The organism is Synechococcus sp. RSCCF101 (genome assembly GCF_008807075.1).
Classification (GTDB): domain Bacteria; phylum Cyanobacteriota; class Cyanobacteriia; order PCC-6307; family Cyanobiaceae; genus RSCCF101.
In genome coordinates this window covers 915190-939636 of the sequence record NZ_CP035632.1, presented here as the reverse complement: position 1 = coordinate 939636, position 24447 = coordinate 915190, and the positions used below count along the sequence as shown (strand labels likewise).

The 24447-nt window shown below is 66.5% G+C and carries 29 protein-coding genes and 1 pseudogene; 9 read left to right on the top strand and 21 right to left on the bottom strand.

Going from position 1 to position 24447, the window contains the following annotated elements; all coding sequences use genetic code 11:
* Positions 1-105: 105 nt before the first annotated feature.
* Positions 106-393, bottom strand: coding sequence for a hypothetical protein (locus EVJ50_RS04595; protein WP_150882567.1), 288 nt, complete (start codon positions 391-393; stop codon positions 106-108).
* Positions 394-613: 220 nt separating this feature from the next.
* Here EVJ50_RS04595 and EVJ50_RS04590 point away from each other — a divergent pair, with 220 nt between their 5' ends.
* Positions 614-1057, top strand: a complete 444-nt coding sequence (locus EVJ50_RS04590) for a hypothetical protein (protein WP_150882566.1) — start codon at positions 614-616, stop codon at positions 1055-1057.
* A 6-nt stretch (positions 1058-1063) separates the two neighbouring features.
* Here EVJ50_RS04590 and EVJ50_RS04585 read toward each other — a convergent pair.
* The 3 genes and pseudogenes from EVJ50_RS04585 to EVJ50_RS04575 form a co-directional block, all read right to left on the bottom strand.
* Positions 1064-1617: pseudogene (locus tag EVJ50_RS04585) on the bottom strand (peroxiredoxin).
* Between the two features lie 20 nt (positions 1618-1637).
* The gene (locus EVJ50_RS04580; protein ID WP_191964869.1) at positions 1638-2468 is read right to left on the bottom strand and encodes a DUF3050 domain-containing protein; all 831 of its coding nucleotides are present in this window, start codon (positions 2466-2468) and stop codon (positions 1638-1640) included.
* Positions 2465-2926: a nuclear transport factor 2 family protein gene (locus EVJ50_RS04575; protein ID WP_150882564.1), complete on the bottom strand. Its 462-nt coding sequence runs from the start codon at positions 2924-2926 to the stop codon at positions 2465-2467. Before EVJ50_RS04575 ends, EVJ50_RS04580 begins: the two co-directional genes overlap by 4 nt.
* Positions 2927-3134: 208 nt before the next feature.
* Here EVJ50_RS04575 and EVJ50_RS04570 point away from each other — a divergent pair, with 208 nt between their 5' ends.
* The 6 genes from EVJ50_RS04570 to EVJ50_RS04550 all read left to right on the top strand — a co-directional run bounded on the left by EVJ50_RS04570 (position 3135) and on the right by EVJ50_RS04550 (position 6262).
* The gene (locus tag EVJ50_RS04570; protein WP_150882563.1) at positions 3135-3545 is read left to right on the top strand and encodes a hypothetical protein; all 411 of its coding nucleotides are present in this window, start codon (positions 3135-3137) and stop codon (positions 3543-3545) included.
* A gap of 59 nt (positions 3546-3604) precedes the next feature.
* Positions 3605-3748 (top strand): chlorophyll a/b-binding protein, encoded by a 144-nt coding sequence (locus EVJ50_RS04565; protein ID WP_150882562.1) that lies wholly within the window; start codon positions 3605-3607, stop codon positions 3746-3748.
* A 4-nt stretch (positions 3749-3752) separates the two neighbouring features.
* Entirely contained in the window at positions 3753-3875 is a 123-nt protein-coding gene (locus EVJ50_RS15195) for a hypothetical protein (RefSeq protein WP_255452604.1), read from the top strand.
* A 111-nt stretch (positions 3876-3986) separates the two neighbouring features.
* The gene (locus EVJ50_RS04560) at positions 3987-4736 is read left to right on the top strand and encodes a 1-acyl-sn-glycerol-3-phosphate acyltransferase (protein ID WP_150882561.1); all 750 of its coding nucleotides are present in this window, start codon (positions 3987-3989) and stop codon (positions 4734-4736) included.
* 236 nt (positions 4737-4972) lie between these two features.
* On the top strand, positions 4973-5554 hold the full coding sequence (locus EVJ50_RS04555; protein ID WP_370455596.1) for an alpha/beta fold hydrolase: 582 nt from the start codon (positions 4973-4975) through the stop codon (positions 5552-5554).
* Positions 5555-5569: 15 nt separating this feature from the next.
* A complete protein-coding gene (locus EVJ50_RS04550; RefSeq protein ID WP_150882559.1) occupies positions 5570-6262 on the top strand; it encodes a DUF547 domain-containing protein in 693 nt (230 codons plus the stop codon).
* On the opposite strand, the gene EVJ50_RS04545 is transcribed toward EVJ50_RS04550, so the two are convergent.
* A complete protein-coding gene (locus tag EVJ50_RS04545; RefSeq protein WP_150882558.1) occupies positions 6244-6990 on the bottom strand; it encodes a TIGR04283 family arsenosugar biosynthesis glycosyltransferase in 747 nt (248 codons plus the stop codon). The two genes, EVJ50_RS04550 and EVJ50_RS04545, sit on opposite strands and share 19 nt — an antisense overlap.
* Positions 6987-8186: an acyltransferase gene (locus tag EVJ50_RS04540; RefSeq protein ID WP_150882557.1), complete on the bottom strand. Its 1200-nt coding sequence runs from the start codon at positions 8184-8186 to the stop codon at positions 6987-6989. Before EVJ50_RS04540 ends, EVJ50_RS04545 begins: the two co-directional genes overlap by 4 nt.
* On the opposite strand from EVJ50_RS04540, the gene EVJ50_RS04535 reads away from it, so the two are divergent.
* Positions 8185-8988 carry an alpha/beta hydrolase gene (locus EVJ50_RS04535; RefSeq protein WP_150882556.1) on the top strand — a complete coding sequence of 268 codons (804 nt, stop codon included), beginning with the start codon at positions 8185-8187 and terminating at the stop codon, positions 8986-8988. The two genes, EVJ50_RS04540 and EVJ50_RS04535, sit on opposite strands and share 2 nt — an antisense overlap.
* On the opposite strand, the gene EVJ50_RS04530 is transcribed toward EVJ50_RS04535, so the two are convergent.
* The 8 genes from EVJ50_RS04530 to glpX all read right to left on the bottom strand — a co-directional run bounded on the left by EVJ50_RS04530 (position 8936) and on the right by glpX (position 16887).
* Positions 8936-9742: an EAL domain-containing protein gene (locus EVJ50_RS04530; protein ID WP_191964868.1), complete on the bottom strand. Its 807-nt coding sequence runs from the start codon at positions 9740-9742 to the stop codon at positions 8936-8938. The two genes, EVJ50_RS04535 and EVJ50_RS04530, sit on opposite strands and share 53 nt — an antisense overlap.
* A 168-nt stretch (positions 9743-9910) precedes the next feature.
* Complete coding sequence (locus EVJ50_RS04525; protein ID WP_150882554.1) at positions 9911-10282, bottom strand: hypothetical protein; 372 nt, start codon at positions 10280-10282, stop codon at positions 9911-9913.
* Entirely contained in the window at positions 10269-10835 is a 567-nt protein-coding gene (locus EVJ50_RS04520) for a CIA30 family protein (protein WP_370455629.1), read from the bottom strand. The genes EVJ50_RS04525 and EVJ50_RS04520 overlap by 14 nt, the downstream gene beginning before the upstream one ends.
* Positions 10836-10849: 14 nt before the next feature.
* Positions 10850-11575 carry a 6-phosphogluconolactonase gene (gene pgl / locus EVJ50_RS04515; RefSeq protein ID WP_150882553.1) on the bottom strand — a complete coding sequence of 242 codons (726 nt, stop codon included), beginning with the start codon at positions 11573-11575 and terminating at the stop codon, positions 10850-10852.
* A gap of 27 nt (positions 11576-11602) precedes the next feature.
* A complete protein-coding gene (gene gndA, locus EVJ50_RS04510) occupies positions 11603-13021 on the bottom strand; it encodes an NADP-dependent phosphogluconate dehydrogenase (RefSeq protein ID WP_150882552.1) in 1419 nt (472 codons plus the stop codon).
* Positions 13022-13139: 118 nt separating this feature from the next.
* Positions 13140-14435 carry a glucose-1-phosphate adenylyltransferase gene (locus EVJ50_RS04505; protein ID WP_150882551.1) on the bottom strand — a complete coding sequence of 432 codons (1296 nt, stop codon included), beginning with the start codon at positions 14433-14435 and terminating at the stop codon, positions 13140-13142.
* Positions 14436-14538: 103 nt separating this feature from the next.
* Positions 14539-15846, bottom strand: coding sequence for a glutamyl-tRNA reductase (locus EVJ50_RS04500; protein WP_150882550.1), 1308 nt, complete (start codon positions 15844-15846; stop codon positions 14539-14541).
* Positions 15847-15882: 36 nt separating this feature from the next.
* A complete protein-coding gene (gene glpX / locus EVJ50_RS04495; protein WP_150882549.1) occupies positions 15883-16887 on the bottom strand; it encodes a class II fructose-bisphosphatase in 1005 nt (334 codons plus the stop codon).
* Between the two features lie 237 nt (positions 16888-17124).
* Here glpX and rpe point away from each other — a divergent pair, with 237 nt between their 5' ends.
* The gene (rpe, locus tag EVJ50_RS04490; protein ID WP_150882548.1) at positions 17125-17808 is read left to right on the top strand and encodes a ribulose-phosphate 3-epimerase; all 684 of its coding nucleotides are present in this window, start codon (positions 17125-17127) and stop codon (positions 17806-17808) included.
* 13 nt (positions 17809-17821) lie between these two features.
* Here rpe and ccsB read toward each other — a convergent pair whose 3' ends face one another.
* From ccsB to EVJ50_RS04455, 7 genes are all read right to left on the bottom strand, one after another.
* Positions 17822-18730: a c-type cytochrome biogenesis protein CcsB gene (ccsB, locus tag EVJ50_RS04485; RefSeq protein ID WP_370455595.1), complete on the bottom strand. Its 909-nt coding sequence runs from the start codon at positions 18728-18730 to the stop codon at positions 17822-17824.
* Between the two features lie 97 nt (positions 18731-18827).
* Positions 18828-19994, bottom strand: a complete 1167-nt coding sequence (locus EVJ50_RS04480; RefSeq protein WP_150882546.1) for an LptF/LptG family permease — start codon at positions 19992-19994, stop codon at positions 18828-18830.
* On the bottom strand, positions 19994-20722 hold the full coding sequence (gene lptB / locus EVJ50_RS04475) for an LPS export ABC transporter ATP-binding protein (RefSeq protein WP_150882545.1): 729 nt from the start codon (positions 20720-20722) through the stop codon (positions 19994-19996). The genes EVJ50_RS04480 and lptB overlap by 1 nt, the downstream gene beginning before the upstream one ends.
* Positions 20719-21123 (bottom strand): hypothetical protein, encoded by a 405-nt coding sequence (locus EVJ50_RS04470; protein ID WP_370455594.1) that lies wholly within the window; start codon positions 21121-21123, stop codon positions 20719-20721. Before EVJ50_RS04470 ends, lptB begins: the two co-directional genes overlap by 4 nt.
* Before the next feature lie 122 nt (positions 21124-21245).
* A complete protein-coding gene (locus tag EVJ50_RS04465; protein WP_150882544.1) occupies positions 21246-21644 on the bottom strand; it encodes a DUF309 domain-containing protein in 399 nt (132 codons plus the stop codon).
* 66 nt (positions 21645-21710) lie between these two features.
* The gene (typA, locus tag EVJ50_RS04460; RefSeq protein ID WP_150882543.1) at positions 21711-23525 is read right to left on the bottom strand and encodes a translational GTPase TypA; all 1815 of its coding nucleotides are present in this window, start codon (positions 23523-23525) and stop codon (positions 21711-21713) included.
* A gap of 90 nt (positions 23526-23615) precedes the next feature.
* Entirely contained in the window at positions 23616-24341 is a 726-nt protein-coding gene (locus EVJ50_RS04455; RefSeq protein ID WP_150882542.1) for a D-alanyl-D-alanine carboxypeptidase family protein, read from the bottom strand.
* Positions 24342-24447 lie beyond the last annotated feature (106 nt).

Genomic DNA, 24447 nt, shown 5'->3' with positions numbered 1-24447 from the left:
CCTCCTGCCCCTGGGTCGTCAGCCCAGGGGCTTTCGTTCCTGCGGTTCAACGCACGTCATCCTGCACAACAGCCGCCTCTCTCTCAGAAGCAGACAGGTCTGTGATCAACCTCCGTTGCATTCCTCCACGGCTTCAGCTCTGGCCTCCCGTGTTTGGGCCTTTCGCTCCTCCGCTGGTGTTGCCTCGTTGACTCCGATCTCCTTGAGCCGGCTTTCCACTTCAAAGGCCAAGCACTGATGCCATCGGATCGACTGCAGCGCTGACGGCACCTGTGTGATGGCCAACAGCAGCACACCTGCGGCAACGAGAATCTGCATGTCAGGGAGGTGAATCATCCACTCTGCCTGCGTTGCCCAGGCCACGCCACTGGGCGGCACGCTGCTCCAATCCATCGCTCCCAAACGCGATCAAGGATGGCAAGCACTGCAGGACCCAGTTGCGTGAATCCAGCCGGAGCGATGCACTGCCATCGATGGCTGGGATGATCCAACCCATCCCGACCAGGGATGGTCTTCGTGAACGATCAGCCCACTAGCATGGATCCCTGCAGCGCCGACAAGTGTTGCGATTCAACAGTCTGTCTCAAGCATGTCGCCGCGATCTCGCTTCCTGATGCGCCGAGCGCTGCTGTTGCTGCGAATGTTGATCTGGATCGTGGCATTGACCTACCTGGCCATTGAGATCCGGGAGGTCATGGAGGTGCGCCAGGTTGTGCATGCCACGATCTTTGCTCTCTTCTTCCTGATCGCTGCGTTTCAACTCGGATCGGCTCGCTTCCTGCTCGGCTTGCACAAGCCCGTGATGGCACGCTGTGCCTTCCGTGCCGCCATCTGCATGTTTGCTGCTTCCCTGTTCGATGCGATCGACACGGCGCTGGATTCGGCCGTTGGTGAAGCCATGGGCGAGATCGTGCCTGGCTTGCTGGGGTACGCCTACTTCGGCGGGAGTGCTCTAGTTGTTGTTGCGGCGATTGCCTTCGCCGTGTATTCGATGGAGTTGTACAGGAGGATTCTCAATCCTGTCCTGCTTGGTGGCTATGTCCCCAGAGCACTCTGATCCGGTTCAGCCCACAAACTCCCGCCGTGGCGATGACACTCCTGACGGGCTCACCCCTTTCAGGTAGGCCAGCATGGTGTCAGCATCGGACACTTCGAACGGATCGGCCGGGCAGTTGTCGGCGAAGCCGGGCTCGATGAAGGCCTTCTCAATCTGCCTGTCGTTCACCAGCATCGAATACCGCCAGGACCTCTGACCGAAGCCGAGATTGGCCTTGTCGACGAGCATGCCCATCTTGCGTGTGAACTCGCCGTTGCCATCGGGAAGCAGGAACACATGGTTGGCGCCCACTTGCTTCCCCACTGGAACATCACAAAAGCATCATTCACCGACACGCAGATGATCTGATCGACGCCCAGCGAACGGAACTGCTCGTAGAGCTCTTCGTAGCGGGGCAGATGGTTGGATGAGCATGTCGGCGTGAAGGCGCCGTGGAGGGAAAAGAGAACGGTCTTCTTTCCGGCAAAGATGTCGGCGCTGTTCACATCCTGCCAACGGAAGGGATTCGGGCCGGCGACGGATTCATCCCGCACCCTCGTCTTGAACACCACATCCGTCAGCCTTCACATTATCCCGCTGCTCACAGGCCTGATTCTCCCTGGCCGTGCTCCCGGATTTCACGACAGCCCTGCCTCTTGCCCCTGGCTTCGAGCAGGGCCTGATGGATCCCGTTCCACAGCGCCAACCGTGCCCCCAGGGCCTGCTGCTCTGCCGCCTCGCTCAGACTGGCCTCGTTTGCTGATCCCCGGCGAAGCGACTGCACGAGGGCAAGGGATTGAGGCCCGTGGGTGTCGCCGTCCACGGCGATGTGCCGTCTGAAGTACCAATGCAGACCCGGCGCCTGTTGGGCTGGAATCAGGCTGCGGTCGAGGATCGCCTGGAACAGCTGGGGCACCAGCAGCTCCCGACCATGCGCAAAGGCAGCGGCCATCACACTGGCTCGGCCCGTGTGGATCATCGCGAAGGTGTTGGTCAGGAACCTCAGCGACGGCTGTGGAATCGGCAGCCTTTCCAGCCGCCTCAGGGCGTCTTCGCTGGTGAGGCTCCCCACCTCGGCGGCCTCCAGCCGCTCCATCAGCCGCTGGATCGGACCTGTGTCGGCCCCCACTTCGTTCATGGCCTGCAGGTAGATCTCCAGGTGACTGACCCGGGACGCACCGGAAGGATTGTCAGGAGCCTCATCTGCTTCCTCTTCTGCAACGATCCGGTTGATCGCTGCCAACCCGCTCCCATCAACGGCAGGGTCACCCGAGTGATGGGCATCAGCGAGGCTGGCCTGGAGCGCCTTGAGCAGGGCCAGGAAATCCCAAACGGCGAAGACATGGTGCTCCATGAAGAGCCTCAGACTCGCTCGATCCCGGATCTCCTCGGCCAGGGGATGGTTCTTCAGGCTCGCTGGCGACGCGGTCACAGCCCCAGGTCTGTGAGCCCGGGGTGATCCGCCGGTCTGGGACCCTGAGGCCAGTGGAACAGGCGGTCGCTCTCACGAATCGGCACGTCGTTGATGCTGGCTTCACGCCGGCGCATCAGTCCCTGTGGGTCGAACTCCCAGTTCTCATTGCCGTGGGCCCGAAACCAGTTTCCCGAATCGTCGTGCCACTCGTACTGAAAACGCACGGCGATTCTGTTCTCGTGCCAGGCCCACACCTCCTTGATCAGGCGGTAGTCCAGCTCACGGGCCCACTTGCGCTTCAGGAAGGCCTCAATCTCGGCCCGTCCCCGGATGAACTCGGCTCGATTCCGCCAGATGCTGTCCTCGCTGTAGGCCAGGCTCACCCTGCCTGGATCCCTGGAATTCCAGGCATCCTCAGCCATCCGCGCTTTCTGGATGGCGGTGGTGCGATCAAACGGGGGTAGAGGTGGCTTCATGGCTGGCCTGAGGCTCCGAGTCGGGATGGTGCCGATCGCGGCAGGCAGTCCTTCGGCCCGTCTGATGGCTGATGCCGCTGCCGCCGTGTGCACGTTCCACTGCTAGCCATGCCAGGAGATCTGTCAGCCACCGTTGCCGCCTGGCCCCATCGCAGCGTGGCCGTGTCGGAGGGCTCTCGCTAGGACAGGGGTTGAGCGGTGAGCCGGTATGAGCGAGGAGGAGCTCCTGGCATCGGAGATCCCCGAGATCAGGGAGGTGTACCAGGTCGGCAACCGCGTGTTTGCCAACAAGAGCGAGGCCGTTGACTACGTGAAGTGGGATCAGGCCGAACGCCACGTGCGCGATCTCATTCATCAGGCTGTTCAGGAGACCGCCACAAGCGTCGAAAGCAAAAGCCCGGCTCCTGTGTTCCGCGATTACGACCTCGGTGCGATCGAAGGCAAGGCGGCTGCCATCGCCAGGTTGCTGATCCGCCATCCCGCCTTCTGCAAGGAGATTGCCGCCGTGGCCGCCAGCCTTCATGAGCCCAGTAGCGGGGTTCCGGGCGCCGGCTCCGCTCGCCCCCTGAAGCGTGGCCGCGCTGCGGAGGAATCCCCAAGGGATCTCTGGTCTCGCTGACCCGACGCCGTGCAGGCAATGTTACGGAGTGTTAAGGTTGGGGAAGTTGGTTCTTCCCCATGGACAACGCGCCTTCCCGCTTCGGGTTCGTTGGCTTCGCCGAAACCTGGAACGGTCGCCTCGCCATGCTCGGCTTCGTGATCGGTCTGGCCACCGAGCTCCTTACCGGTCAGAGCATCCTCGGTCAGATCGGACTCGGTTGAAGCCATGGAATCCGATTACAGCGCCGCCATTGCAGGACTGATCATCGTCGTCGTCGCACTGACGTCCATGGTGGTCTTCGTTCTCTCCCGTCCCAGCGATCTGGCCCCCAGTTCCAGGGAAGCCTGATCTGTCCCGATGGACCGCCTCCGGTTGCGCCATTCCCGGAGGTGGTCGTGCCATTCCTCGTTCATCGCCCCAGATCGACACAGGCGCTGATCGCTGCGAGTCTTGCGCACGATGACTCCGTTCCAGACCCTGAATCGATCAGCCAGCCCTCCGCTGCTCGCTTCTCGCGCTCTGCTGCGGGCCCTGAACACCTCGGTGTCGATCGAGCATGCCGATCGTGTGCCGGAATCCAGTCGTGTTGTGGTGGTGAGCAATCACCGCAGCCTGCTCGATGTGCCCCTGGTGATGGCTCTGCTCAACCGTTCCGTGCGGTTTGCAGCCCATGCCTACATGGGCAACGTGCCGGCTCTCAGGGAGTTCGTCACGGCCATGGGCGCCTACCCCTTCACCGCAGGTGGCAACAGGAACGCCGACTATTTCCGGCAGACCAGCGACCTGCTTCTGGCCCGCCAGACCGTCGGCATCTTCCCGGAGGGACCGCAGCCGATGACCCAGGCCGGCAGCCCGCCGGCAAGTCTCAGCCCGTTTCACCGGGGCTTCGCCCACCTGGCCTACAGGGCTCCGGTGGATCGGTTGATGGTGCTGCCCGTGGCCATCGCCTCACGGGATGAGCATGCGTTCGGCCTGGCGCCGTTCCGTCTGTTCCAGTGGATGGACCCCAGCGAACCGTTGTTCGCGCAGCAGGGATGGCACCACGCCACGGTCTACCGGCAGGTGCACCTGACGGTGGGACATCCCGTTCTGATCGATGAACCGGCTCGCCGCCGCTATCGGGGCCGCCGGGGCGCTCTGCTGGCCCGGGAGCTCACCCGGCACTGCCGGGACGACATCGCCGCCATGCTCCGCCGTGCCTGTGTCTGACGCCCTGCCTCCTGCCGTGATCCTGACGTGACATGAGCCTCCGTCTGAGCACTCTGTGGCCGCGGGCACCTCGTGACGCCGGTTCAGGGCGGCCACAGCTCGTCTATCTGCCGGGCATGGACGGCACAGGCGATCTGATTCGTCCCCAGCTGTCCGGCCTGACGGCCAGGGTCGACGTCCAGGCCGTGTCCATTCCCCCGGATGATTGCTCGAGCTGGGACAGCCTTCGCGCACAGATGGTCGACCTGCTGACTGCGGGGAACCGCTTCGCGCGCCGCGCACCCCGGATTCTCTGCGGCGAATCCTTCGGAGCCTGCCTGGCTCTGCAGGTGGCGGCGAGCCATCCTGAACTGATCGATGCCCTGATCCTGATCAACCCCGCCTCCTCGGCCATGGGGCAGCCATGGATTCGCTGGGGAGCGGACCTCGTGTCCTCGCTGCCGCGCGCCATCTACGGCCTGTCGGCTGCGGCCCTGCTGCCCTTCCTGATTGCGCAGCATCGCGTGTCCCCGGCCAATCAGAGGGCCCTGCTCCAGGCGATGCGCTCGGTGCAGCCCCGCAGTGCCGCCTGGCGCCTCTCCCTGCTGGCGGACTTTTCAGCCCGGCAGCTGCCGCTGGAGCGGATTGAGCAGCCGGTGCTGCTGCTGGCGTCGGGGGCTGATCGTCTGTTGCCATCGGTGGCCGAAGCCGCAGCCCTCAGCCAGCGTTTCCGCAGGGCTTCCACCGTTCAGCTGCCCGGCAGCGGTCACGCCTGCCTGCTCGAACGCAAGATTCGCCTCGGTGCCCTGGTGAACGAGCACGCCGTTGCGTTGGCCTGATCCATCCATACCGCAATGCGTGATCCGCTGATCTGGGACGGGCTGCTGCGTCGCTACGTCGATTCGGCCGGCCGGGTGGATTACGAGAACTGGCAGCGGCACGATCGCGACACCCTGCAGTCGTGGCTGGAGGGCCAGTCACGTCACACGTCTGATCGTGCGGACCATCTGGCGCACTGGATCAACCTCTACAACGCCTTCACGATTCAGGCCGTTCTGCGGGCCTATCCGATCGCCTCCATCCGTCCCACCCTGCTGGGGCTGCCCAACTGGCCCGCTCTGCTGGCCTTCTTCAACCGGCGGCTGCATCGGCTGGATGGAGCGTCCATCAGCCTGGCCTGGATCGAGAACGTGATGCTGCGGCGTCTGGGGGATCCGCGCATTCACTTCGCCATCGTCTGCGCCTCGCGGGGCTGTCCGCTGCTGCGAAACCATGCCTATGAGCCCGGACGCATCGATCGCCAGCTCGATGAGGACCGCAACCGGTTCATCCGCAATTCCGAGAAGGTTCACCTCGAGGGGGATCGGGGCCTTCTCTTCTGCAGCCGCATCTTCCAGTGGTACCGCTCCGATTTCCTGGCCTCCGCCAGCTCGGTGGCGGAGTACATCCTTCCCCACCTGGACGATGCCGCTGCGGTCTCTCCAGCGGCGCTTCGCCTGGTGCATCTCCCCTACGACTGGGGCCTGAATCAGCGCACGTCCTCGTAGAAGCGGCGCATGCGCTCCGGGGCCACCCCGAGGCCCCAGAGAATCCCGATCGACAGATAGGTCGTGATGGCCCTGAATGAACCCCAGGCCCGCACCCGTCGCCCGGAACTCTCCACCAGACGGGGGATCAGTGTCAGCCGGCCCTGGTTCACGATCCTCAGGCAGAGGTCGCCGTCCTCCAGAAGGGTCAGGCGTTCGTCAAAGCCACCGTCGGCCCAGAAGGTCTCGCGCCGCAGGACCATGACCTGATCGCCGAACAGCAGCCGCAGTCCCCTGCAGAAGGCGAGCGGGCGGAACAGCAGGGGTGCCAGATGGGTCTTCAGCAGGTTCATGGCGGTGACCACCCAGCAGACCCGGCCTCCCGTGCGCATGACCGAGATGAAGCCGGCGCAGGCGATCGAGTGGTCCGAGAGCGTCCGGGCGGCGAGCCGGGTCAGATCCGGCGGAATCAATGTGTCGGCATGGAGGAAGCACAGCAGGGTGCCGCTGGCGGCGCGGGCGCCGGCATTCATCTGAACCCCCCGGCCGGCTCTGGCACACCGCAGCACCGTCGCCCCCGCCGCCTCGGCGATCCGGATGGTGCCATCGCGGCTGCCTCCATCCACCACCAGCACCTCCCATGCGGGCGGGTCCAGCGCCTGCACACTCCTGAGGGTGCGGGCCAGGCAGTCCTCCTCATCGAGGGTGGGGATGATCACCGACATCCGCTCTGGTGCATCGGCGCTCATGCGGGCGTCGGCATGCCGAAGCACTGGCCTGCCCTGCCGAGCCGCGGCAGCAGCCCGCCGATCACGGCCGCGCAGACCAGAAGGGAGACGCCGGCGATCAGCAGAACCCTGGAGGCCAGCGGCAGAGGCAGGGGCACAACGACCCAGCCCACAGCCACCAGCACCGGTTGGTGCAGCAGGTACAGCGGCATGCCGGCCCAGGCACCGGTGTGGAGCGGTGTGCCCGGCGCGGCCAGAAAGCGGCGTGCCAGGGCCAGCAGGGCCAGCACCACGTACCACGTGTTGGCGCCGCGGAAGGCCTGAAACAGACGGGCCGGCCAGGAGCTGTCCAGAGCGGGCGCTGCTCCGCTCAGCTCGAGTGCCGCAAACACCCCCATCGTGAGACCAGCCAGCAGAACCAGCGGCCAGCGGAACCGATCGAGCGACTGCCAGGGCCAGGCCAGGTGGCAGAAGAGAAAGCCGCCGAGGAAGTAGAGGCCATACAGGCTCACGTTGGCCCAGTCGTCCACCAGGTTCTGGAAGCCTGGCCAGCGCGGGCGCAGCAGCGCTTCGGAGAGCATCAGGGGCAGGGCCGGCAGCAGCAGGGCGACCCACGCGGGGCACCCAGCGGTGGGCCATCCGGGTGCTCCGCGACCGGGCCTGGTGAGCCACTGCATCAACGGCAGGAACGCCAGCGTGATCGCCAGCAGATAGGCGAGAAACCAGAGGTGGCCCCACTCGAAGTGGCCGGCCGGTCTGACGCCATCGAAGAAGTGGGGATAGAAGCGAAGAAAGCCACCGACCGGCTCCCCGCTCTGCACGGCGTGCACGTACACCTGTGGCGGCACCAGCAGCAGCGTTCCGACCACCAGGGGCAGCAGAAGCCGCTGCAGGCGCTGCCGCAGGAAGGACACTGCGGTTCGCTGCTGCAGGGAGTGCCAGCTGGCGGCTCCGGCGAGCAGAAAGAACAGGGGCATGTGCCACTGATGCACCAGCAGCACGAAGGCGCTCAGCACGGCACTGCTGGACGGGGCTGTCAGGTAGAAGCTGCCGAGATCGCCGCGGTAAAAGATCGCGGCGGTGTGAAAGGGAATCAGCAGCAGCACCGCCAGGAAGCGGGTCGCATCAAGCGCCTCACAGCGATCCGGAGCCATCGAGAGCGGCGTGCCCGCCGATGCGTCACCCTGCAAGTCTGCATCGGAGAGCGTTGCCGCCATGGGAGCCCTGCGCCTGCTGCCGCTGCTGGCCGGCGGGCTGGCGGCCTATGCCGCAGTCGCGCTCTGGGTTCGTGTGCAGCAGCGGCGCCTCATTTATCACCCCAGACCCGCGGCCGACCCATCCGGACGGCTCGCCCTGATGGTGAATGGCACCCGGGTGATGGTGTCCCATCGCCCCCATCCGGGACCCTGTGCCCTGATCTACTTCGGCGGCAATGCGGAGGATGTGTCCGTCACCCGCGCCGAGCTGGCCGCCCTGCTGCCCGACACCGCTCTTTATCTGCTCCATTACAGGGGCTACGGCGGCAGCGACGGATCGCCGAACGAGCGATCCCTGCGAGCGGATGCTGAGGCGCTTCACGCTCTCGTGGCGCGGCGCCACCCCAGCGTGATCGTGGTGGGTCGCAGCCTCGGCACCGGGCCTGCCGTGCATGTGGCCGCCAGCCGGCCTGTGGTGCAGCTGGTGCTTCTGGTGCCGTTCGACAGCCTGCTCGCCGTGGCCCGCCGGGCTCTGGCCTGGTTGCCGGTGGATCTGCTGCTGCAGGACCGCTGGGATGCGGCCGCCGAGGCCCCGCAGGTCAGGGCGCCCACCCGCATCGTCGCTGCCGAGCGGGATGCCGTGGTGCCCCCGGAGCATGCGGTGGCACTGCATCGGGCGTTCCGGGAGGGCCTGGCAGAGATGGTTGTGGACCCGGAGATCGCTCACACCACCCCGATCTCCCTGTCCCGGTCGATGCGCGAGGCTCTGCTCAGGGCTGCCAGCTCGGCCTGTCCTGCCAGTCCTCGAACTCAGCCGCGGTGAGCGGCTTGGAGATGAAGTAACCCTGCAGCAGATCAACACCGGTGTTCACGGCGATGTCGTAATCGGCGCGGGTTTCGAGGTTCTGAACAATGGAGAGTTTGTTCGCCTTGCGCACACCGGCCACGAACCGTTCCGTGCTGTGGGAGAGCCGGTCACCACGGGTGCTGGGATGCGCCAGACGGAAATCGATGCGGAATTCATCGAACAGGCTGTAGCCCAGTCTGGAGAGGGTGAAATCCGTCATCAGCAGCGGGCAGAGCGCTGAAAGACGGAAGCCGCTGTCGTGCAGTTTGCCGAGCGTGGTCTGCTGGGCCGGGATCAGGCTGAGATCCGCCGGCAGCGACTCGATGTGGAAGACGATGTGGCTCGGTTTGACCGACGACTGAAGCACCTGCTCGGCGATGGCGTCGACCACGGCGGGGGCGATGAGCACAGGACCCGGCAACTTGATGCCGATGCAGACCGGCAGGTCCTTCTGCAGCCACGACCGCAGCTTCTTCAGCGTCCGCGCCATGATCGCCTTGGTCACCGACGGCCACAGCCGGTCCTTCTCCACGGCTTCCATGACGGCGCTCGGTGGGAGCGTCACCCCGGAGGCGTCCTGCCAGCGCAGAAACGCTTCGGCCCCACGCACGCCGCCACCCTGGCTGAACACCTGAGGCTGAAACACGACCCGGATCGCATCCGAAGCGAGGCCGTCGCGGATCTCGAAGCCCGACAGCCGTGGCTCCGGCCTGACCCTCGCTGTCGGCATCGACGGGGGCGGTGGCAGTGGCGGTCTGTTGTCCTGTTCCGGCATGGGTGGTTCAGTGATCCCGGTCGGGAGGACCTGGCCGCTGCGGATGCTGACCGTGGGCCGACCCTAGACCCGTCGCTGCAGTGGCCCCAGTCGGCGTCGCGCCGGCGAGGCGGGTCATTGCTGTCACCCCGAGGGATTCAGCAGAGCCCGCAGCCGGCGGGCCAGGGCTTCCAGGGCATCGCTCTCCCCACCCGGGCTGCTGCAGCGCTGGCCGGACTGGGGGTCCATCCAGACCGGATGGCGTCCCTGCCAGAGCATCGGTGCCTCGGGCTCGGACGGCCAGCTGAGCATCAGGTGCAGATCCCGGCCGCTGCGGTAGAGCTCCAGTTCCAGGTCCCGGCCGGGCTGACGCGAGCCGTCGCCGTCGCGGCATTCGAGCCTCAGGCAGAGCTCATCGGGCAGGGCGCTGTCATCGAGCACCACCACGCCGTGACGCCAGGGCCGCAGGCAGAGATCCGCCGCCGTGGCGATGACGGAGGGATCAGGGAACGGCATGGATCGCCTCCAGCAGCAGGCGGATCGGACCGGCCCGGAAGCCCGGGTTGTCGTCGCCACGGGTGCCGAAACGGGAGTGGAGCAGCTGCAGCCGGGTCAGGCCCGCCTGATCGAAGCGGGGCGAGAAGCCCACGGGCCTGGCCCGGATCGACGGTGTGAGCGCGGCGAAGGGCACTTCCACCACGGTGCGGCCCTCGGCCTGAGTGGGCACCTCCGCGACCCAGCGCAGCCCGCTCGGGATCAGCTCGGTGAGCCCCAGGGCCCCGTCCCGGGTGGCCACCGCCAGCTTGTAGGTGCGGCCATCGCCCCGCAGCTGCAGCCGCAGGGCGCGGTAGGCCGACAGATCCAGCGGCGGCGAGAACAGCGGTGAGCGGCAGCTGACGAAACCGCCACCCGCCTCGATGACCTCCCCGGCCAGCAGCAGACCCTCCGGGGTGAGGCTGCAGGCCGCACTGCTGCGACCGCCCATCACGGTGTCGTTCAGGGCGAGCCAGCCGCTGAAGGCCGCCCCCGTGGCGATCTCGAGGGCCCCGGCCGGCAGGGGCGGCGGCACGGCGGGGGGAGGCGTCACGCGGACCCCGCAGCGGCCTCGTCCGCCAGGATCAGCACACCGCGGGCCGGTTGCACCAGCCGGGCCGGTGTGCGCTCAGCCGGTTCGGCAGGGTCCTGCAGCCGCTGCAGCGCCTGCTGTTTGCCCGCTCCGGCCACGAGCATGATCACCTGACCGGCTGCCGACAGCACAGGAGCGGTGAGGGTGATGCGAGGCAGGCCCTTGCCCTCCCCGATCGTGACCCAGCGGTCGCGCACCGTGGTTGCCGCCGTACCGGGGAAGAGGGAGGCGGTGTGACCGTCCTCCCCGAGTCCCAGCAGCATCAGATCGAAGATCGGCGGCGCACCGCGGCAGGCGCGCTGGATGGCCTCCTCGTAGAGCCTGGCCCCGTCCTCGGGACTGGCGCTCGAGGTGGGAACCGGATGGAAGCTGGCGCTGGCGCCAGGCCCCTCCGCCAGCAGGGTCTGGCGCAGAAGCCGTGCATTGCTGGCGGGATCCTCGCTGTCCACCCAGCGTTCATCGCCGAGGAACACATCCACCCGGTCCCACGGAAGGCGCTCCTGAGCCAGGTGCCGGTAGGTGGCGGCCGGCGTGCCGCCACCGCAGAGCGCGATCTGGGCCCGGTCCCGCTGATCGAGGGCCAGATCGATGTGGCTGGCGATGGTCTCGGCGGCACGTCGCGCCAGATCCTCGGAGGAGCTGGCGCGGACCACCCGGTAGCCGCTGGAGCTTGGTGCCGTCATGGCTGAGGTGCGAGCTGCACCGTGGGCTCAGTCGAGCCACTCGGTGTGGAAGGTTCCCTCCTTGTCTACCCGCTGGTAGGTGTGAGCGCCAAAGCAGTCCCTCATGGCCTGAACGAGGTTCTGGGGCAGCCGCGCCGTGCGGTAGCTGTTGATGTAGTCGAGGCTGCTGCTCAGGCAGGGCACGGGGATGCCGCTGCGACTGGCCGCCGCCACCACCGCGGCCAGGGAGGGCAGGCGCCGGTTCACCTGGTCGGCGAACCAGGGATCGATGAGCAGATTGGCGAGGGAGGGATCGGTGTTGTAGGCGTCCTGGATGCGTTTCAGCAGCCTGGCGCGGATGATGCAGCCGCCTTTCCAGATCTGAGCGATCGAGGGCATGTGCAGGTTGTAGCTGTGCAGGCTCGAGGCCTCCTGCATCAGGGCCATGCCCTGGGCGTAGCTGGCCATGCAGGCCAGCACACAGGCATCCATCAGGGGCGCCATGCCAGCGGCCGGATCTCCCAGGACGGACGCCTCCACGGGGCCGGGGCCCTGCAGAATGCCCTCGGCGATTTGCCGCTGGGGCCTCAGTGAGCTCATCACCCTGGCGTTGAGGGCGGCATAGATCGTCGGCACGGGCACGCCCATCTCCAGGGAGCTGATCACGGTCCACAGACCGGTGCCCTTCTGGCCGGCCTGATCGACGATCGCCTCCACCAGATCCGTGCCGTCGTCGTCCCGGCGGCGCAGACAGACCTCGGTGATCTCCACCAGATAGGAGGCCAGCTCCTCGGTGCTGTTCCAGTGGGCGAACACATCGGCCATGGCGCTGCCGCTGAGGCCGCCGATGCGCTTCATCAGGTCATAGGCCTCGGCCAGCACCTGTTCGATCCCGTACTCGATGCCGTTGTGGACCGTCTTGACGAAATGGCCGGCACCGCCGGGTCCGATGTAGGTCACACAGGGGCCGTCCTCCACCTGGGCCGCCATCGTGGTCACCAGGCTTTCGATGGCGTCGTAGGAGGCCTTCGTTCCGCCCGGCATCATGCTCGGACCCTCCAGAGCGCCCTTGGCTCCACCGGAAACGCCCATGCCGATGTAGCCGAAACTGCGGCTCTCCAGGCGGGCGACGCGGCGTTCGGTGTCGGTGTACAGCGAGTTGCCGCCATCGATCAGCAGGTCGCCCTCCTCCAGGAGCGGATCGAGCTGGTCGATCACCGCATCGATGGCCGGACCGGCCTTGATCATCATCAGAATCCGCCGTGGCCGTTCCAGGCTGGCCACGAACTCCTCCAGGGTCGCCGCACCAACGATCTGCTTGCCGGCACCACGTCCGGCGAGGAACTCATCGGTCTTGGACGTGGTGCGGTTGTAGACCACGCTGGAGAACCCATTCCGTTCGGCGTTGAGGACGAGGTTCTCGCCCATCACGCCCAACCCGATCAGGCCGAAGTGTGCCTTTGCCATGCAGGAAATGCCGGACCTGTCGCCAGTGTGACCATTCCGGGCCGCCCCGACCGCCCGTCGGCACGACTGTCAGCGATGGGTCACAGCCTTCTGCCCGGCTGCCGCGATGGGTGCCGGGTCAGATCACCGTGCCGTCGGCGACGCTGCCGTTCTTGACGATCACCACGATTCCGTTGCGGATGTAGAACCCGAGCTCCGGCCGGTCGGCTTCCTCAATGCGGTCCTTGTTGACGATGGTGACGTTGTTGCCGATGCGGACGTTCTTGTCGAGAATCGCTCCCTTCACGGTGGTGCCCGAGCCGACGCCCACAGGGATGCCACCCCTCGCACGCAGGGCGGCCCGTTCTTCAGCGGACTCGAAGAAATCAGCGCCCATCATCAGGGAGTCCTGCAGCACGCATTCGCTCTCCACGCGGGAGCGCACACCCAGCACGCAGCGGTGCACACTGCAGGCCTTGAGCATCGACCCTTCGCCGATGATCGACTCCGTGACCTGCGTGTCGAGCAGTTTGCTGGGAGGCAGGTAGCGGGGCCGGGTGTAGATGGGGAATTCCTCGTTGTAGAACGAGAACGGCGGATCGGGTTGCTGGGTGAGAGCCAGATTGGCTTCGTAGAAGGCCCCGATCGTGCCGATGTCCTCCCAGTAATCGTTGAAGACATAGCTCTGCAGCTTGTCGCCCCGCTTGAGGGCCTCGGGGATGATCTCCTTGCCGAAGTCCTTGTGGCCCGGGTTGCTGTTGATCAGATCGAACAGGGTCTCGCGGCTGAACACATAGATGCCCATCGATGCCAGATAGGGGCGCTTCGCGGCGTCCTCGCCAGAGAGGCCGAAGCGGGATGTGTCCACGGCCATGGCATGCAGCGCCTCTCCCTTGGGCTTCTCGCTGAATTCGAGAATCGAGCCTTCCACATCGGTGCGCATCAGCCCGAAGGCCTGAGCCTGGGCCTCATCCACCGGCAGCGCCGCGACGCTGAGATCGGCCCCGGTCTCGATGTGATGCTTGACGAAGAGGCTGTAGTCCATCCGGTACAGCTGGTCGCCGGAGAGGATCAGGTACTGATCCACGTCCCATTCCTGGAACAGCCACTGGTATTTGCGCACGGCATCCGCCGTGCCCCCGAACCAGCTCGGACTCTCCGGTGTCTGCTGGGCGGCGAGGACTTCAACAAAACCCTGGCCGAAACCGGCGGAAAGGTTGTAACTCTGGGTGAGGTGCCGATTGAGCGAGGCGCTGTTGAACTGCGTCAGCACGTACATCTTGTTGATGCCGGAGTTGATGCAGTTGCTGATGGGGATATCAATCAGTCGATACTTGCCGGCCAGAGGCACCGCCGGTTTGGCGCGCATCTTGGTGAGCGGGTACAGGCGGGTTCCCGCGCCACCTCCCAGGATGATCGACAGAACTCGCTTCATGGCATTCCCCTCGGGCTGCAGGCCAGGCCTGCCGAACTTAACGGATCATGGTGGGCGGAGCTGGCATCGCTGCTCACCTCAGCGACTGCCCCTGCCGTGAACTTCAGGCCTCCGGCGGCTGCTCCAGTGCGAACAGTTCCTCCACCACCCGCAGGGCCTGGTGCCGCTGCGGCCTGGGCTGGGCGGCACGGAGGTTGGTCACCGGTGTGTGCAGGATCTTGTTGATGATGCCCTTGCTCAGGGCTTCAACCACCTTGCGTTCACGGGCGGAGAAATCCGGCCCCATGCGGCTGAAGGCCTTCTGGAGTTCCTGTTCACGAATCGCCTCGAGATGGGTGCGCAGGCGGTTGATGGTGGGAACCGCCTCCAGGCCATCCCACCACTCGAGAAACAGGCGCGATTCCTCGGCCAGCAGACCCTCGGCCTCTTCCGCGATCTGGCGTCGTGACTCCTGGTTGCGGTTGACCACTTCCTGAAGATCATCCACATCGAACGCGTCGACGCCCTCGATCTGCTCCACATCGGCGCTGATGTTGCGCGGTACCCCGATGTCGATCAGCCGAAGCGACGCGCGGCGATTGAGGGGCTGCAGCCGCGCCGCATCGATCAGGGGCTCATCGGCGGCCGTGCTGGTGAAGATCAGCGAGCAGGTGCTGAGGCACTGGTCGAGATCCGACAGTGGCCGCACCTGCACGGGCAGATCGGGGAAGTCCGCGGCCAGCCGCCGGGCGGTTTCGATCGTCCGGTTCAGCAGCACCACACCGGCGCAGCCCTTGGCCTTCAGGTGCTGGATCAGCAGCCGGCTCATCCGACCGGCGCCCACCACGGCCACCTGCTCCTGATCCAGGCTGACCAGCGCATCGAGACCACGGGCCTGGCCCACCTTGAGCTGGGCCAGCTCCACGGCGGCCGAGCTGATGGACACGGCGCCCGTGCCCAGATTGGTTTCGCTGCGGACCCGCTTGCCGGTGCTCACGGCCTGGGTGAGCAGTCGGTTCAGGATCGGCCCGATCGACCGGTGCTCCTGTCCGAGCCGCACCATGCGCTTCACCTGGGACAGGATCTGACCCTCCCCGAGCACCAGGCTGTCGAGCCCGGCCGCCACCCGCAGCAGGTGGTTCACGGCATCCCGGTGGTGGTACGTGAACAGGTGCGGGGTCAGCTCATCAATGCCCAGGCCCGAGTGCCGGCTGAGGAATTCCCCCACCGCATCCAGTCCCTGGTCGGGATGGCGCAGCAGGGCGTAGATCTCCAGCCGGTTGCAGGTGCTCAGGATCGAGGCTTCGATCACCTCGTCGTCGCCCTTGAGGGCGTTGAGCGAGGACTCGATCGTCTGCTCGGGGATGCTGAGGCGCTCCCGAACCTCGACCGGAGCCGTGCGATGGCTCAGTCCAACAACGGCGATGTGCATGGCAGGTGACGCGGTGCCTCGGGGAACCGATCGGTGTCAGCGCAGAGCCACTTTCTGGGCGCCGGGCTTGATGTGGATGGTGTCGGTGAAGCGGGCCGTGCTGTCCAGCGAACTGATGATCAGCGAGCTGGTGCGGAGGCAGTCCCGTTCGAAGCGGACGCCCTTGAACAGCAGGCCGTCGGTGATGCCGCTGGCCGCGAAGACCACGTGCTCGCCGCAGGCCAGTTCACTGGCTTCATACACCTTGTCGGGGTCGGTGATGCCCATCTCGCTCAGCCGGGCCAGGTTGCCCTCCCGGGTCAGGCCTTCCCATTCCTTGGTCTGGGCCACAGCCGGGTCGTAGACGAGCTGACCCTGGAAGTGGGCACCGAGGCAGCGCAGTGCCGCAGCGGAGATGACGCCCTCGGGTGCGGCGCCGATGCCCATCAGGGCATGGGTGCCGGTCCCCTCGAACCCGCAGGCGATCGCCGCGCTCACATCGCCGTCGCTGATGGGCTTCACCCGGGCGCCGGTCCCGCGGATCTCGGCGATCAGGCCCTTGTGGCGCGCCCGGTCCATGCAGACGATCACCAGCTCGCTCATGGCCAGGCCGAGGCAGTCGGCCAGGATCTTGAGGTTCTCGGTGGCGCTGTTGCGGATGTCCACCTTGCCCTTGGCGGCCGGGGGTGCCGCCAGCTTGTTCATGTAGAAGTCGGGTGCGTTGAAGAGTCCGCCCCGCTCACTGGCCGCGAGAACGGCCATCGAGCCGTCCTGGGCGTTGGCGCAGAGGTTGGTTCCCTCACAGGGGTCCACGGCGAAATCGACCCCGGGGCCCGTGCCGCTGCCCACTTCCTCACCGATGTAGAGCATCGGCGCCTCGTCGCGCTCGCCCTCGCCGATCACGATCCGGCCCTGCATGGCGATCTGACCCATGCGCTGGCGCATGGCCTCGACCGCGGCCTCATCGGCTTCGTTCTTGAGGCCCTGCCCGGTGAGCTTGGCGGAGGCGATGGCGGCCTGCTCAACGACTTCGAGCAGTTCCTGGATGAGGGTGCGATCCACGACGGGGGGGAGAAGGGCAGAAGGGGTTGGGGCTCAGGACGGAACCCATGCGACCCCGGCCGGACTCCCGGGTGACGGCATCCCTGAGGGAATGTCGCCGGTGTGTCGGGTGTGGACGCAGCGGCGGCCGCAAGGCACCTCTCGGACCTGGCCAGGAGGAAATGGTATCAGCGACGGCAGTGGGATTTCTGGCGGCGGGAGCTTCTTACAATCGCCCGGTCCGAGCGTCCCCGTCCGATGAGCAGCAAGTCACTGGTGGTTTCACCCTCCATTCTCTCCGCCGATTTCGCTCGCCTCGGTGAAGAGGTCCGGGCCGTGGACGCCGCCGGTGCCGACTGGATCCACGTCGATGTGATGGATGGGCGTTTCGTGCCCAACATCACGATCGGTCCCCTCATCGTTGAGGCGCTGCGTCCGGTGACGAGCAAGCCGCTTGATGTGCACCTGATGATCGTGGAGCCGGAGAAGTACGTGGCCGACTTCGCCAAGGCGGGCGCCGACATCATCAGCGTGCAGGTGGAGGCCTGCCCCCACCTGCACCGCAACCTGTCCCAGATCCGCGACCTCGGCAAGAAGGCCGGAGCGGTGCTCAACCCCAGCACGCCGCTCGACACGCTGGATTACTGCCTGGAGCTCTGCGACCTGGTGCTGATCATGAGCGTGAACCCCGGATTCGGTGGCCAGAGCTTCATCCCCTCCCAGGTGGAGAAGATCCGCGAGCTGCGTCGCCGCTGTGATGAGCGCGGCCTCGATCCCTGGATCGAAGTGGATGGCGGCATCAAGGGGGCCAACGCCTGGCAGGTGATCGAGGCTGGGGCCAACGCGATCGTGTCGGGGTCGGGCGTGTTCAACCAGCCCGATTACGCCGAGGCCATCCGTGGCATCCGCGCCAGCCGGCGCCCTGAGGCTGTGCTCGTCTGAGCCGGCTCTCGGATCAGGCCTGCAGGAACCAGCCGTAGCTGTGCAGTCCGATGCCCAGCAGGTTGACGCCGATGTAGCAGACCAGGATCACCACCAGCCCCGCCACGGCCACGATGGCGGGGCGTCTGCCCTGCCAGCCCCGGCTGAGCCGCATGTGGAGATAGGCCGCGTAGACGAGCCAGCACATCAGGGCCCATGTCTCCTTCGGGTCCCAGCTCCACCAGCTGCCCCATGCCTCGTTGGCCCAGACCGCACCGCTGATGATGCCCACCGTCAGCAGCAGGAAGCCGACCGTGATGGTGCGGTAGCTGAGGCTGTCGAGCTGCTCGCTGCGGCCGATGGCCACCGGTCGCAGGTCCAGGGGCCCGTCGGTGGCCTGCAGCAGCGCCTGACGGAAACCGCCGCTGCCGATCGAGCTGCTCCTCAGCTCCAGCGCCTGACCGGGCTCCAGGCAGAGCACCGCCAGGGAGAGCAGCGAACCGACAGCCAGGGCGGCGTAACTGACCATGATCACGCTCACGTGCATGACCAGCCAGCTGGAGCGGAGGGCCGGCACCAGGGGCGCGGCATCCTGCAGTGTTCCCGGCAGAACGAAACTGGCGAAGGCCACGCAGCCCAGGGCCATCGGCGTGGTGGAGGCGGCCACCAGAGGTGAGGGCCACTGGCGCTCCACCAGCAGCTGGGTGAGGCTGCAGGCCCAGGCGAGAAAGCAGAGCGATTCGTAGAGATTGGAGATCGGGAAATGACCCGATTCCCACCAGCGCAGCACCAGCTGAGCTGTGAGGGTGAGATTGGCACTGGCCACCAGCACCCGCACGGCGGCCATCGGCTTCTGGCCGCCGCTGGCCCAGAAGGCCAGAGGCAGGGCCAGCAGCAGCAGAGAGAAGCCGAGAAGGCCCAAGGCGATGACCGGGTCGCTCACCAGGCGGGATCACTATCACTGGGGCCAGTCTGCCGGGTCCGGGGGCGATCCCGCCGCAGCACGCGGCCCGGTGCGGTTCCAGAAGGCTGATCGCTGATCAGCGGCTCGCGAGGCGGAGCAGAACGGCACCGAAGCCGAGGCTGATCGCCACGGGCGACCAGGCGGCCAGCATCGGGGAGAGGGTGCCCTTCACCCCGAGGGAGCTGAAGCTGAAGCTGAGGATGTAATAGATGAGGATCAGAACCACGCTGATGCCGAAGCCCTGGCTGCGGCTGGTGCGGGCGTTCGGCCTGGCTCCCAGGCTGCTTCCGATCAGGCCGAACACCAGGCAGGCCATGGGCAGGGTGAATTTCTCCTGGATCCGCACCCGCAGGCGACGCGCCTCCTTCTGATCTCCGGCCTCCAGCAGCAGGCGTTCCGCGCTCCTGGCCTGAGCCAGCGTCATGTGAGCCGCGTCGTCGGGCAGTTGGGCCACCTCGATCGGTCCGCGGCTGAGGGGGTAGAAATAGCGATCGAAGTTGGCGGAGGTGGCGGCACCCTCCTCACCGGTGAGGGTCACCACACGTCCGTCGCGGAACTCCCAGAGAGCCCGCTCCTCGTTCCAGACCCCCCGCTCGGCCATCAGCATCTGGGTGGTGTCGGCACGGGAGAAGTCCAGCACCGTCACCCCCTGCATCTCACCGTCATCGAACCGGCGGGCGTAGAAGAGCTGCACCAGGCCGCGTGCGGATTCACCGTCCTCGGCATTCACGATCCTGCCGAAGCGGGAATAGACCACGTTCTTGCCCTGCTCCGTGGCGATCGCCTTGCCGAGTGCCCGGCGCAGATTCACCTCCGCCATCGTGTTGGTGCGGGGAACGATCACGTCGTTGAAGACGAAGGTCAGTCCCGTCATCAGCAGAGCCACCGCCAGCGCGGGCGCCACGATCCGGCTGGTGCTCAGCCCGACACTGCGCAGGGCGGTGAGCTCGCTGTTGCCCGACAGCCGGCTGTAGGCCAGAAGGGTGGCCATCAGGGTGGCCATGGGAAACGACAGCACGAGAAAGCCCGGCAGCCTCAGGCCGAGGATTTCCACCGCCACGGTTACCGGCAGGCCGGACTCCACGACCCGGCGCACCAGTTCGAACATCACCCCCACCGAGAGCGACACCACGGTGAAGGCCGCGATGGCGAAGAGCAGGGGGCCAACCAGCTCGCCCACCAGCCATCGGTCCATGATCGTGGGCCGCAGCCAGCGGGGCGGCTTCAGAGTGGCGCGTCCCATCACAGCTGGAAGGCCTCTCCGAGATAGTGACGCCGCACGAGCGGATCATGGGCCACCTGATCGGATGCACCGGAGGCCAGGATCATCCCCTCGGTGAGGATGTAGGCCCGGTGGGTGATGGCGAGCGTCTCCCGCACGTTGTGGTCGGTGATCAGAAGTCCCATCCCCCGCCGCTGCAGGCCGCTGATCAGATCCTGAAGGTCAGCCACCGCCAGGGGGTCCACGCCGGCGAAGGGTTCATCCAGCAGCAGGAAGCGTGGCCCCTCTCCGCCCATGGCCAGAGCTCTGGCCACCTCGCAACGGCGCCGTTCGCCGCCGGAGAGCTGGTAGCCGCGGCGGGAGACGAAGGCCGTCAGGTGAAAGTCCTCGATCAGCTGGTCGAGCCGGTCCCGCCGCCGTCGCGGTGCGACGCCGCTCTGCTCAAGAACCAGCAGCAGGTTGTCGCGCACGCTGAGCTGGCGGAAGACGCTGGCTTCCTGGGGCAGATAGCCGATGCCCAGCCGGGCCCGTTCCGGCATGGAGAGATGCTCCACCGGCTGTCCGTCGAGGGTGACGCGGCCCCGGTCGGGACGGAGCAGCCCGGTGATCAGGTTGAAGGTGGTGGTCTTGCCGGCACCATTGGGTCCCAGCAGGCCCACCACCTCTCCCGGGTCGAGCTCCAGGGACACATCGCGCACCAGGGGGCGGCCCGACAGGGTCAGGGCCACGTCGCTGAGGGCCAGCGTCATGGGGTGAGCGGTTCCGGAGCGGCGGTGTCCGCAGCGGGGGGGGGAATGAAGAGGGTGCTGAACACCTGCTCACCGGGCAGGGGGTCGGCAATGGCCCGCTCCTCATCCACGAGGTAGGTGACCCGCTCGGCCCGCAGACTGTTGCCGTCCTTCTCGATCACGTCCACATCCCCGCTGAGGACGATCCGGTTCTCGCGGGTGAAGAACTGGGCCTGCCTGGAGGTGGCCACCACGCCCCGGTCGGGGTAGATGATCCGCACGTTGCCGATGGCGGTGATCACACCGGTGGTGTTGTCGGCCGTCTGCACGTCCGACTCGATCGTCACCAGACCGGTCTCCGGCTCGGGATCGGGCACCACCTCGCCGGGAGCGGCCACGGTGGGGGTGGGTGCGGCTGGCACAGGCAGTTCCTGTGAGATGACCGGCGGAGATGTGGCGAATCCTGCCAGAGCCGCAAGGAGAGACAGTCCAGCGATCTGGCGCCGCTGCTGCCATGCCTGGTGACCGATCAAGCGCAGCACAGTCAATCTCGCGAATGTACCGGAGCCACCAGCTCCGGCAAGGGCAGGGCCGTTGGGTCTGCGCCGTTCTGCAGGGCCGTGAGCCGGTCCTGCACCGTCTCCCGCAGCCTGGTCAGATCGATCCCACAGGCCTCGTCGCCGCTGCCCCGGAGCCGCCCGAGACCTTCGCCCATCAGCATCGTGGCCCCGCGGCTGTTGCCCCGTTCCAGATGGAGGTGGGCGACCGCGATCTGCAGCAGGCCCTGCAGGAGGACCCGCTGCGGTCCGCTGGTCTCGAACCACAGAGCCTCGAAGGCGTCGTGACAGGGGTACCAGTCGTGCCGGTTGAACAGCTCCACGCCCTCGCGAAAGCGTGGATCGCTGCGGATCGGGTCTTGGCTGGGGGAGGGATCGACCTCCATGGGCTGGATCGGACGAGAGCGGGGATTGGAGTGCGGCTGAGGCGGGATGGGCGCAGTGGCCGAGGGTCAGCCCTTGCTCTTGGCCATCCGGCGCATCGGCAGCTTGCGGAGGCGGATCGATTCGGGTGTGACCTCGAGCATCTCATTGGAGCCGATGTATTCCAGGGCCCGCTCCAGCGTCATCTGCATGGGCGACTGGAGGGTGTCGAGTTCCTCAGCGCCGGCGGAGCGCATGTTGGTGAGCTGCTTGGTCTTGCAGACGTTGATCTCCAGATCCTGGGGGCGATTGTTCTCGCCGATGATCATGCCTTTGTAGACCTTGGTCCCCGGCGAGATGAAGAACTGCCCCCTGTCTTCGGCGTTCTTGAGTGCGTAGAAGGTGGCCGTGCCCTCTTCGAAGGCGATGAGCACGCCGTTGCGCCGGGTTTCGAAGTCGCCCTGCATCGGGCGGTATTCAAAGAAGGAGTGGCTCATGATTCCCTCGCCACGGGTTGCGCGCACGAATTCGCCGCGGAAGCCGATCAGGCCGCGCGAGGGCACGATGAACTCGAGCTGGGTGCGGCCGTCACTGCCGGTCTCCATGTTCTGCATCTCGGCCTTGCGGGTGCCGAGGCGCTCGATGCAGGTGCCGACGGACGCCTCGGGCACGTCCATCACCAGGGTTTCGACGGGCTCGCAGGGGGTTCCGTCGATGGTGCGGAAGATCACCTGGGGCTGGCTGACCTGGAACTCGTAACCCTCACGCCGCATGGTCTCGATCAGGATCCCCAGATGCAGCTCACCGCGGCCACTCACGGCGAACCGGTCGGGCGAGTCGGTGTCCTCGACGCGCAGGGCCACGTTCGTGAGCAGTTCCCGCTGGAGACGGTCGCGCAGCTGGCGGCTGGTGACGAACTTGCCCTCCTTGCCGGCGAAGGGTGAGTCATTGACCACGAAGGTCATCTGCAGGGTGGGTTCGTCGACCCGGATCAGGGGCAGGGCCTGGGGCTCATCGGGACAGGAGATGGTTTCGCCGATGTTGACCTCGTCGAAGCCGGCCACGGCCACCAGTTCGCCCGCGCCCGCCTGGTCGATCTCAACCCGCTGCAGGCCCTCGAAGCCGAGCAGCTTGCTCACCCGGCCCCGCTTGATGCTGCCGTCGTCCTTGATCAGCGCGGCCGACTGGCCGTTGCGGATGGTGCCGTTGTGCACGCGTCCGATGACGATTCGGCCGAGGAAATCGGAGTAGTCGAGCGTGGTGACCTGGAGCTGCAGCGGCTTCTGAGGGTCTCCGACCGGTGGCGGCACATGGCGGAGGATCGCGTCGAACAGGGGACGCATGGTCTCGCTCTCGTCGCCCATCTCGCTCTTGGCGAAGCCGCCGAGGCCGCTGCCGAAGAGGTAGGGGAAATCGCACTGATCGTCGTCAGCGCCCAGCTCGAGGAACAGGTCGAGCACCTTGTCGACTGCGGTTTCCGGCTCGACGCGGGCACGGTCGATCTTGTTGACGAACACGATCGGCCGGAGCCCCTGCTCCAGGGCCTTCTTGAGCACGAAGCGCGTCTGCGGCATCGGGCCTTCATTGGCATCCACCACAAGCAGGCAGCCGTCCACCATCCCGAGCACGCGCTCCACCTCGCCGCCGAAATCGGCGTGGCCCGGCGTGTCGACGATGTTGATCCTCGTGCCTTCGTAGGTGACGGCCGTGTTCTTGGAGAGGATGGTGATGCCCCGTTCCCGCTCCAGATCGTTGGAGTCCATCACACAGGTCGGGACCGCCTCGTTGTTCCGGAAGATCCCCGACTGGCTCAGAAGTGCGTCAACCAGAGTGGTCTTGCCATGGTCGACGTGGGCGATGATCGCGATGTTGCGAATCGGTGCGCAACGGGCCTCAGGGGTCATATGGAAACGGCTGGCGTCCTGAATGTGACGTTCGGCAACACTATCCCAGTCCAGGCCGGACCAACTGCCTAACGCGCCGGCAGATCGGGATCAGGGCTCCAGCTTCTGGGCGGCCTGGAACAGGTGCAGCGCCGCCACACTGCCCTCGTAACGCCAGTGCCAGGGTTCGTAGCTGACGCCCTGGGGGTTGTCCGGCGGGAAGGAGAGGGTGAAGCGGTGGCGCGGAGCGTGGTGCTCCATCCAGCGGAAGGCAGCCGTGTTCTCGAAGGAGACCGAGAAGTCGGCCTCCGGCTCCAGCCCGTCGCCCACATCCACGGCGAAACCGGTTCCGTGTTCCGAGTAGCCGGGCGGGGCACTCACCAGGGCCCGCTCCCGGGCGTTCTGGTTGCGTTGCTCCATGACATCGAAAAAGATCGACTCCTGCAGCGACACCGACCGGAAGGCGCTGAGCAGGCGCAGGTCCACGCCGTCGGCCGCTGCGGCGTCCTGCATGGCCAGAAAGGCTTCGGCCGCATCGCGGTGAAGCCTGTGGCTGGCATCCACCTGCACCAGATCCGCAGCCGAGGCTTCCGGGTAGGGCAGATGGCCGAAGAGGCGCCCCTCCTGATCGGGAGGCCCGAGCCGGGCGATCCGGTCCTCGGCCACCGGAGCCTGCGGGGCGAGACGAGGCCGCCCTCGCAACACGAGCAGGGCGGACGCGGCGCACACGGCCAGGCTGGTCAGCAGGATCAGACGGGAGCCTCGCCGCCTGCGCCGCTGCTGGGGGGCAATCCTCCTGGCGACCGGGATCTCATCCTGAACGGCGGCCCTGGGCACCGGAACATGAACAGGTTGTTTCAATCGTACGGATCCATGCCAGCCCGGGCCGTCCGGCACCGAACAGCGGTGATAGCTTCCGGGCACTCCGATCGGATCAGGCAGC

Excerpts from the sequence above, each read along its gene's own strand:
- EVJ50_RS04595 (WP_150882567.1), bottom strand. The coding sequence starts at position 393 with ATGGATTGGAGCAGCGTGCCGCCCAGTGGCGTGGCCTGGGCAACGCAG.
- EVJ50_RS04590 (WP_150882566.1), top strand. The coding sequence starts at position 614 with ATGCGCCGAGCGCTGCTGTTGCTGCGAATGTTGATCTGGATCGTGGCA.
- EVJ50_RS04575 (WP_150882564.1), bottom strand. The coding sequence starts at position 2,926 with ATGAAGCCACCTCTACCCCCGTTTGATCGCACCACCGCCATCCAGAAA.
- EVJ50_RS04570 (WP_150882563.1), top strand. The coding sequence starts at position 3,135 with ATGAGCGAGGAGGAGCTCCTGGCATCGGAGATCCCCGAGATCAGGGAG.
- EVJ50_RS04565 (WP_150882562.1), top strand. The coding sequence starts at position 3,605 with ATGGACAACGCGCCTTCCCGCTTCGGGTTCGTTGGCTTCGCCGAAACC.
- EVJ50_RS15195 (WP_255452604.1), top strand. The coding sequence starts at position 3,753 with ATGGAATCCGATTACAGCGCCGCCATTGCAGGACTGATCATCGTCGTC.
- EVJ50_RS04560 (WP_150882561.1), top strand. The coding sequence starts at position 3,987 with ATGACTCCGTTCCAGACCCTGAATCGATCAGCCAGCCCTCCGCTGCTC.
- EVJ50_RS04555 (WP_370455596.1), top strand. The coding sequence starts at position 4,973 with ATGGTCGACCTGCTGACTGCGGGGAACCGCTTCGCGCGCCGCGCACCC.
- EVJ50_RS04550 (WP_150882559.1), top strand. The coding sequence starts at position 5,570 with ATGCGTGATCCGCTGATCTGGGACGGGCTGCTGCGTCGCTACGTCGAT.
- EVJ50_RS04545 (WP_150882558.1), bottom strand. The coding sequence starts at position 6,990 with ATGAGCGCCGATGCACCAGAGCGGATGTCGGTGATCATCCCCACCCTC.
- EVJ50_RS04535 (WP_150882556.1), top strand. The coding sequence starts at position 8,185 with ATGGGAGCCCTGCGCCTGCTGCCGCTGCTGGCCGGCGGGCTGGCGGCC.
- EVJ50_RS04540 (WP_150882557.1), bottom strand. The coding sequence starts at position 8,186 with ATGGCGGCAACGCTCTCCGATGCAGACTTGCAGGGTGACGCATCGGCG.
- EVJ50_RS04530 (WP_191964868.1), bottom strand. The coding sequence starts at position 9,742 with ATGCCGACAGCGAGGGTCAGGCCGGAGCCACGGCTGTCGGGCTTCGAG.
- EVJ50_RS04525 (WP_150882554.1), bottom strand. The coding sequence starts at position 10,282 with ATGCCGTTCCCTGATCCCTCCGTCATCGCCACGGCGGCGGATCTCTGC.
- pgl (WP_150882553.1), bottom strand. The coding sequence starts at position 11,575 with ATGACGGCACCAAGCTCCAGCGGCTACCGGGTGGTCCGCGCCAGCTCC.
- gndA (WP_150882552.1), bottom strand. The coding sequence starts at position 13,021 with ATGGCAAAGGCACACTTCGGCCTGATCGGGTTGGGCGTGATGGGCGAG.
- EVJ50_RS04505 (WP_150882551.1), bottom strand. The coding sequence starts at position 14,435 with ATGAAGCGAGTTCTGTCGATCATCCTGGGAGGTGGCGCGGGAACCCGC.
- EVJ50_RS04500 (WP_150882550.1), bottom strand. The coding sequence starts at position 15,846 with ATGCACATCGCCGTTGTTGGACTGAGCCATCGCACGGCTCCGGTCGAG.
- rpe (WP_150882548.1), top strand. The coding sequence starts at position 17,125 with ATGAGCAGCAAGTCACTGGTGGTTTCACCCTCCATTCTCTCCGCCGAT.
- EVJ50_RS04480 (WP_150882546.1), bottom strand. The coding sequence starts at position 19,994 with ATGGGACGCGCCACTCTGAAGCCGCCCCGCTGGCTGCGGCCCACGATC.
- lptB (WP_150882545.1), bottom strand. The coding sequence starts at position 20,722 with ATGACGCTGGCCCTCAGCGACGTGGCCCTGACCCTGTCGGGCCGCCCC.
- EVJ50_RS04465 (WP_150882544.1), bottom strand. The coding sequence starts at position 21,644 with ATGGAGGTCGATCCCTCCCCCAGCCAAGACCCGATCCGCAGCGATCCA.
- typA (WP_150882543.1), bottom strand. The coding sequence starts at position 23,525 with ATGACCCCTGAGGCCCGTTGCGCACCGATTCGCAACATCGCGATCATC.